Annotated in this window: 5 protein-coding genes; 2 read left to right on the forward strand and 3 right to left on the reverse strand. The window is 70.3% G+C overall.

Translation table 11 applies throughout. The annotated features are described in order from the left end of the window. Window positions 1–26: 26 nt before the first annotated feature. Genes Q0480_RS08215 through Q0480_RS08225 form a run of 3 tightly spaced genes read right to left on the reverse strand, consistent with a single transcriptional unit; the run spans window position 27 to window position 4,329 of the window. Window positions 27–1,202, reverse strand: coding sequence for an acetate/propionate family kinase (locus Q0480_RS08215; RefSeq protein WP_299131943.1), 1,176 nt, complete (start codon window positions 1,200–1,202; stop codon window positions 27–29). Continuing rightward, the gene (locus tag Q0480_RS08220; RefSeq protein WP_299131945.1) at window positions 1,202–2,140 is read right to left on the reverse strand and encodes a phosphate acetyltransferase; all 939 of its coding nucleotides are present in this window, start codon (window positions 2,138–2,140) and stop codon (window positions 1,202–1,204) included. The genes Q0480_RS08215 and Q0480_RS08220 overlap by 1 nt, the downstream gene beginning before the upstream one ends. Window positions 2,141–2,154: 14 nt before the next feature. After that, entirely contained in the window at window positions 2,155–4,329 is a 2,175-nt protein-coding gene (locus Q0480_RS08225; protein ID WP_299131947.1) for a DUF3141 domain-containing protein, read from the reverse strand. A gap of 163 nt (window positions 4,330–4,492) precedes the next feature. Here Q0480_RS08225 and Q0480_RS08230 point away from each other — a divergent pair, with 163 nt between their 5' ends. Together Q0480_RS08230 and Q0480_RS08235 are read left to right on the forward strand one after the other, a co-directional pair. Then, on the forward strand, window positions 4,493–4,858 hold the full coding sequence (locus tag Q0480_RS08230; protein WP_299131948.1) for a hypothetical protein: 366 nt from the start codon (window positions 4,493–4,495) through the stop codon (window positions 4,856–4,858). A 345-nt stretch (window positions 4,859–5,203) separates the two neighbouring features. Beyond that, a complete protein-coding gene (locus Q0480_RS08235) occupies window positions 5,204–6,700 on the forward strand; it encodes a DUF3300 domain-containing protein (RefSeq protein ID WP_299131949.1) in 1,497 nt (498 codons plus the stop codon). Window positions 6,701–6,774: the final 74 nt, after the last annotated feature.

Genomic DNA, 6,774 nt, shown 5'->3' on the forward strand with positions numbered 1-6,774 from the left:
GAGCTTTGCTTTCACGGACGGCAGGGTCATGCAGCGGTTCCTATCAGGGCGAGGGTGTGGCGGGCGATCATCAGTTCCTCGTCGGTGGGGATGACGAGGAGGGTGACGCGGCTCGCCGGCGTCGAGATGACGGTGGCGCCGGCGGCGTTGGCGTCGGGGTCGAGCTCGGCGCCGAGCCAGGCGAGACGTTCGGCGACGCGGGCGCGGACCGCGGGGGAATTCTCGCCGATGCCGGCGGTGAAGACGAAGGCGTCGAGGCCACCGAGCGCGGCGGCGAGCCCTCCTGCGTGCAGGCCGCAGCGCCAGGCGAAATGGTCGAGGGCGAGGGCGGCGGCGGGATCGTCGCTGGCGAGCAGCACCCGAACGTCGTTGGAAATGCCGGACAGGCCCTTGAGCCCCGCCTCGTGATAGAGCAGCCGCGTGACCTCGGCCGCGGTCATGCCCTTCTCCTCGATCAGGTGCAGGACGACGCCGGGGTCGAGCTGGCCGGGGCGCGTGCCCATCGGCAGGCCGTCGAGCGCGGTGAAGCCCATGGTGCACTCGACGCCGCGGCCGCCCCGCATCGCACACATCGAAGCGCCGCTGCCGAGATGGGCGGCGAGGACGCGGCCGCCGGCGACCTCGGGCGCGACCTCGGGCAGGCGGTGGGCGATGTATTCATAGCTGAGGCCATGGAAGCCGTAGCGGCGGATACCCTCGTCATGGAGGGCGCGCGGCAGGGCGTAGCAGTCGGCGAAGGCCGGGTGGCCGCGGTGGAAGGCGGTGTCGAAGCAGGCGACCTGCGGGACATCGGGATTGATCTCCCTCGCGAGGCGGATCGGCGCGAGATTGTTCGGCTGGTGCAGCGGCGCGAGCGGCGACAAGCGGTCGAGGCGGTCGAGGACGGCGTCGTCGATCAGGACCGGGTGGTCGAAGTCCGGGCCGCCGTGGACGACGCGGTGGCCGATGGCGTCGATCCTCGCGCCGCCGAGGGTCTGGAACCAGGCGCGGGTCGCCTCGACGGCCGAGGGCAGATCGAGGACGGCGGTCTCAACGCGGTCGACGAGCGTGGCGCCGGCGCCGTCGGTGGCCTTGAGGCGCGGGTGGACGCCGATGCCGTCCATCTGGCCGCGGATCGCGCGGCGCGGCGTGCCGCTTTCGACGTCGAACAGCTGGAACTTCAGGCTCGACGAGCCGGCGTTGATGACGAGGATCGTCCGCATCAGGCGCCCGCGCCCGCCTTGGCCCGACGGGCGTTGGCGTAGATCGCGGCGACGGCGCAGGAGGCGAGGCGGGTTCGCACGCCGTCGGCGCGGGAGGTGAGGATAATCGGCACGCGCGCGCCGAGCACGATGCCGGCGGCGTCGGCATGGGCGAGGAAGGTGAGGTTCTTGGCCAGCATGTTGCCGGCCTCGAGGTCGGGGACGACGAGGATCTGGGCGTGGCCGGCGACCGGGCCGGCGATGCCCTTGATCGCCGCGGCCTCGGGGCTGATGGCGTTGTCGAAGGCGAGCGGGCCTTCGAGCAGGCCGCCGGTGATCTGGCCGCGCTCGGCCATCTTGCAGAGCGCGGCGGCCTCGATCGTCGAGGGGATCTTCGTCGTCACCGTCTCGACGGCGGAGAGGATGGCGACGTTCGGGGTGCCGAGGCCGATGCCGGCCCAGAGATCGATGGCGTTCTGGATGATGTCGCGCTTGGTTTCGAGATCGGGGAAGATGTTGATCGCCGCGTCGGTGATGAACAGGGTCTCGGGGTGCCCCGGCACGTCCATGATGAAGACATGGCTGATCCGCCGTTCGGTGCGCAGCCCGGTGTCCTTGGCCACCACCTCGGCCATCAGCTCGTCGGTGTGGAGGCTGCCCTTCATCAGCAGCTCGCCCCGGCCCTCGCGCACGAGTTCGACCGCCTTCGCCGCGGCGGCGTGGCTGTGCGGGGCGTTGACGATCTCGCGCCCGGCGATGTCGATGCCGTGCTCGGCGGCGACGGCGGCGATCCGCGCGGCGGGGCCGACCAGCACGGGCTCGATGATCGCCGCGGCCGCCGCGTCCATCGCGCCGCGCAGCGAGGCCTCGTCGCAGGGGTGAGCGACGATCGTGACAGCGGGCGAGCCGTCGCGGGCGGCGGCGATCAGGCGCTGGTACTTTTCGGTGGGCTCTTGCACGGGGAACTCCGGGGTCAGGATGCCTCGCGGCTCGTCGTCAGCTCCGGCCCGAGACCGAAGAGCGCGGCGACACGGGCAAGGCGGTCGGCAGGCGCGGCGCCGCTCGCCTCGACGACGCCTTTCAGGGCGGCGAGCGCGGCGCGGCGGTCCTCGGCCGACTCCGGCATCAGGCCGGGGATCGCGGCGAGCGCCGCCTCCTCATCGACGACGAGCATCAGGTACTGGTCGCGGACCAGAGCCTTGAAGTCGGCGAGGCTCATCTGGCGGCTGGCGGGGTGGGCGTCGCGCAGGCGGGTGATCGCCGCGAAGCCGCGCTCGTCGACGGCGTCGCGGGCCATCCCGACCCAGACGAGCGCCCGGACCAGCGCCTCGCGGAGGCCGCCTCGGGTCATCTCGGCCCGCAGTTCCTCGCCGCGGCGGGCGACGAACGCGGCGTGGAGCTCGCTCTTCGCCGCCTTGCGGGGACGCTCGGCGGAGGCGGTGTCGATGCCGAGCGCAGCCTGGAGCGCCGGGGTGCCGTAGATCGCATGGAACGTCTGCTCGGTGAGCCGCTCCATCGTCACTCGCCAGGTGTCAAGCCCTTCGACGATCGCCTGCGAGGCTAGTTCCTGCGCGGCGACGAGGGGGTTACCGGCCTTGGCGGGCGCCCGGCGGCCGCGCACGCGCTTCGCCTCGGTGTCGATCCAGGCGGACCAGGGATTTTTCCCGCCGAACATCTCGTAGGAGAGGCGAAGCGGATGCATCCGGCGGGCCGCCTCGGCGATCCGCGGATTGGCGAGCGCCTTGACGGCGGGCTGAGCGAAGGCGCGGTAGAGGGCGAGGTTGATCTCCGAGACCCGGGCCGCGGCCTCGAACTTGCGCTCGTCGGCGAGGTCGTTGCCACCCAGGGCGCGGATGTCGTCGAGGGTGCGCGCCTCGCAGCGCATCAGCCATTCGCCGGTGACGAGGCCGGGATTGTCGACCGCCTCGCCCTTCGGGGTCAGCACCGCCTCGTAGAGGCCGGGGGGCAGCACGTCGATCAGGTCGATGTTGGAAGCGAACTCGTCGTGCTCCTTCCGGGCGACGCCGGCGGAGACGAAGATGCCGAGGTGGCCGACATGCTCGTGGACGGTGTAGACGATGGTCTGGCCCCAGCTCCGGATCTCGTCCTCGTTGTCGTAGAGGTCGAGGATCCAGTCGAGGGCCTGGCTCGGTGGGGTGATGTTGTCGCCCTTTGAGCAGAAGACGACGATCGGCGAGCGGATGGCGCGAAGGTCGATGGCCGTGCCGTCCGCGGTGCGGATGTTGCCGGCCGCGAGGTTGTTGCCGACGAAAAGCTCGTCGACGATCCACTGCATCTCGCCGGCATTCAGCGTGACGTGGGCGTTCCACCACTTCTCGAACTCGAGGAAGCGCTCGGCCTCGGTATCGACCTTGGACCAGAGATTGTACTGCTTGGTCCAGAGGGTGTTTGCGGGGTTCTGGTTCTCGAAATTCTGCACCAGGTTGGCGCCATCGAAGATCCCGGCGCCGAGGTCGCCCGCGAGCGCGGTCAGCCACGAGCCGCCGAGGAGGCCGCCAGAGTAGCGCATCGGATACTCGCCCCGGACGCCCGCCCAGTAGGACAAGGGCGCGCCGGCGATGATGACCGGCCCGAAGAGTTCGGGGCGGAGTGCCGCGACGATCATCGCCGCCCAGCCGGCCTGGCAGTTGCCGATGACGCAGGGCTTGCCCTCGGCATCGGGGTGACGGGCGATCACCGCCTCGAGGAAGGTCGCTTCGGCGGCGGCGACGTCGAGGATCGTCTGGCCGGGGCAGGGCTCGGGGAGAAAGCCGATGAAGTAGGCGGGGTGACCCGCCTTCATCGCGACGCCGATCTCGCTGTCGGCCTTGAAGCCGCCGATGCCGGGGCCGTGGCCGGCGCGGGGGTCGACGATGACGAACGGACGCCTGAGCGGGTCGATCGCGACGCCCTCGGGCGGCACGATTCGGGTGAGGAGATAGTTGACCGGCCGGGCGAGGGTACGCCCGTCCATCACGAGCTCGGCCCGGTAGTCGAGGACGTTCGGCGCGGCCTCGGCGGCGTGGGCCTCGTACTGGGCGGCGCGTCTGCGCATGACGTCGAGGGTGAGGATCGTGCGCTGCCAGGCGTCGGTCAGGTATTCGGCGGCGGCGGCGGTCGGCAGCCGCGGAGTCTCGCGCTCGGTCATGAGGCATTCCCATCGTTCAGGGCGGCGGACGTGTCGGCCCTTCGTGTGCAGGTGCGAAAGCCAGCGTCAAGCGGCATCCGGCGTACGCTACCGTATATAACATTCCCCGGAGCCGCGGGCGGGCGTAAAAGGTGTGGTATCCATGATCCGGGGGAGTGCCAGGATGGCGGAGAAGATCGATCCGAACGCCATTCCGCGGTCGGTCGAGGCGCCGCGGATGTCCATCCTCCAGAAGGAAATGGAAAAGATGGACGTCGAGCGGAAGGCGCGCGAAGCCGAGGAGAGTCGCGTCGCCGACTTCACCCGCGACTTCCTGTCGAGCCACGTCAGCGTGGACGAGTTCGCCATGGCGCGGCGGCTGGTCGCCAACGCGGACGCCGCGGGGCAAGGCGAAGGGAGTTCTTCGAGCGATACGAAAACACTCGCCGGGCCTCGGGGCTACCGGCTCAAGGCGATGGTGATCAACTTGCCCGGCGGGGTGCCGGGCGATATCGGCCTGTTCCTGAACTGGGCGCCGCCGGCGACGTGAAAGCCGCCCGGCCCGGAAGGACGCCGAAAGGAGGCATGCACAACCCATGCGCATCGCATGCACAATCCATGCGCCAAAATGGCGGCGACCGGGCCTTCGCCATCTTTGCCTCCTGGTGCTGGCCGTGGCGATCGCGGGACCCGCGATTGCTCAGGAGGCGACGGCGACCTTCGAGCAGATGCAGCTAAAGTATCGTCGGATGAGCGTCGTCCACATCGAGAAATGCGACTACGATCAGGACGGCCGGTTCACCAAGACCGAGAGGCTCTGCGTCTCCGGCATCTATCAGGTCATGTACCTCGACAATGACTGACGACCCGCGGGTGGGTATGGTGGAGGGGGAAGATGCGTGCTTCAGGATACCTCGCCCTGGCGATCGCCGCCTTCGGTTCCGCGGCGCCAGCCTGCGCGCAGATAGTGCGCGGGGACGGGACCGTCACCTGCGGTGGCACCTACGTCATCGCCCGCGGCGACACGCTCAGCCGCGTGGCGAAGCGGGCCTATGGCGACCCGATGCTCTGGAACCTGCTGGTCGATGCCAATCGCGCGATCCTCGCGGGCGGTCCGGAAAACCTCGCCGTCGGAACGGCGATCTCGGTGCCCTGCGTCGACGCGGGCGGCGGTCCGTTGACCGCGGAGGAGGCGTCCGCCGCGGCGACGTCGATGGCGGCGGTGGTCGAGGTCGAGGGGCCGTTGACGCCGGCGGAGCTCGACACGCTGTTCGGACCGGTGGCGCTCTTTCCCGATGAGGTGCTGACCCCGGTGCTGGTGGCCTCGACCGTTCCGCTCGACGTGGTCAAGGCCGGGCGCTTCGTCGCGGGCGCGACGGATCTCTCCGAAAAGGACCGCGCGGCGAAGGCGGTCGATCAGTCGTGGGACGACAGCGTCCGCGAGCTCGCGGCCGGCTTCCCCGATCTCGTGACGCGGATGAGCGATCACATCGACTGGACCGAGCAGGCCGGCGAGGCGGTGGTGGCGCAGACCGACGACGTGCTGGCCTCGATCCAGCGCCTGCGCGCCAGGGCGAAGGAAAACGGCTATCTCGTCGACAACGAGGCGCAGAAGATCGAGGAGGTGAACGACAAGATCGTCATCGCCCCGGCCACACCGGGGGTCGTCTATGTGCCGACCTACGACAGCAGTGTCGTCTACACCACGCCGGTCGCCGGGCCGCCGGTCTATCACGACGGCGACGGCGACGACATCGTCTATGTCCACGACGACGACTGGGACGACGCGCTGGTCGCAGGCGGTATCATCCTCGGCGGCGCAATCATCCTCGACGAGATTTTCGACGACGACGACTGGCATGGCTGGGACGGCGACGACGATATCGACTGGGACCGGGGCGACATCACCATCGACCGCGACGAGATCAACATCGACCGGGATGACATCTCGATCGGCGATGGCGGGCGGCCGGCTACGGGCGGCGGCGGAAGGATCAGCATCGGCGACCGCGGCCGCGGCCAGATCGAACGGGGCGACTTCCCGGGAATCGCCGAGCAGCCGGTGCCGGGGACGGGCCGGGCCTCGATCTCCGACCCGGCCAGCCGCGAGGTGGCGCGACAGAAGATCGAGACGCGCAAGAAGGCCGGGGCCGCGCAGGCGGAGCTGCCGACCGCGCGGCGGCCGGCGTCTTCCGACGCGCGCGCGCTGACAGAGGCGCGGTCGACGAACCGGCAGGGGGCGGTGATCTCGCAGCCGAAATCCAGCCAGCCGCCGCGGGCGCAGCCGTCGCGCCGGTCGGGTGCGTTCCAGCAGCCCTCGCGCTCGCGGCCGCCGGCGGTATCGGGCAACCGCGGGCGGCTCGGAGGCGGCCGCGCGGGCGGGAGGCGCTGAGAGTCCGTTCGAAAACCCCGACGGGTCGGTCCGGCGGGTCTTTTCGCGCCCCGGTGCGTCGGTCACGAGGGCCA

This window comes from uncultured Amaricoccus sp. (genome assembly GCF_937891315.1).
GTDB lineage: Bacteria > Pseudomonadota > Alphaproteobacteria > Rhodobacterales > Rhodobacteraceae > Amaricoccus.

Coding starts and splice junctions, on each gene's coding strand:
- Q0480_RS08215 (WP_299131943.1), bottom strand. CDS start 1,202: ATGCGGACGATCCTCGTCATCAACGCCGGCTCGTCGAGCCTGAAGTTC.
- Q0480_RS08225 (WP_299131947.1), bottom strand. CDS start 4,329: ATGACCGAGCGCGAGACTCCGCGGCTGCCGACCGCCGCCGCCGCCGAA.
- Q0480_RS08230 (WP_299131948.1), top strand. CDS start 4,493: ATGGCGGAGAAGATCGATCCGAACGCCATTCCGCGGTCGGTCGAGGCG.
- Q0480_RS08235 (WP_299131949.1), top strand. CDS start 5,204: ATGCGTGCTTCAGGATACCTCGCCCTGGCGATCGCCGCCTTCGGTTCC.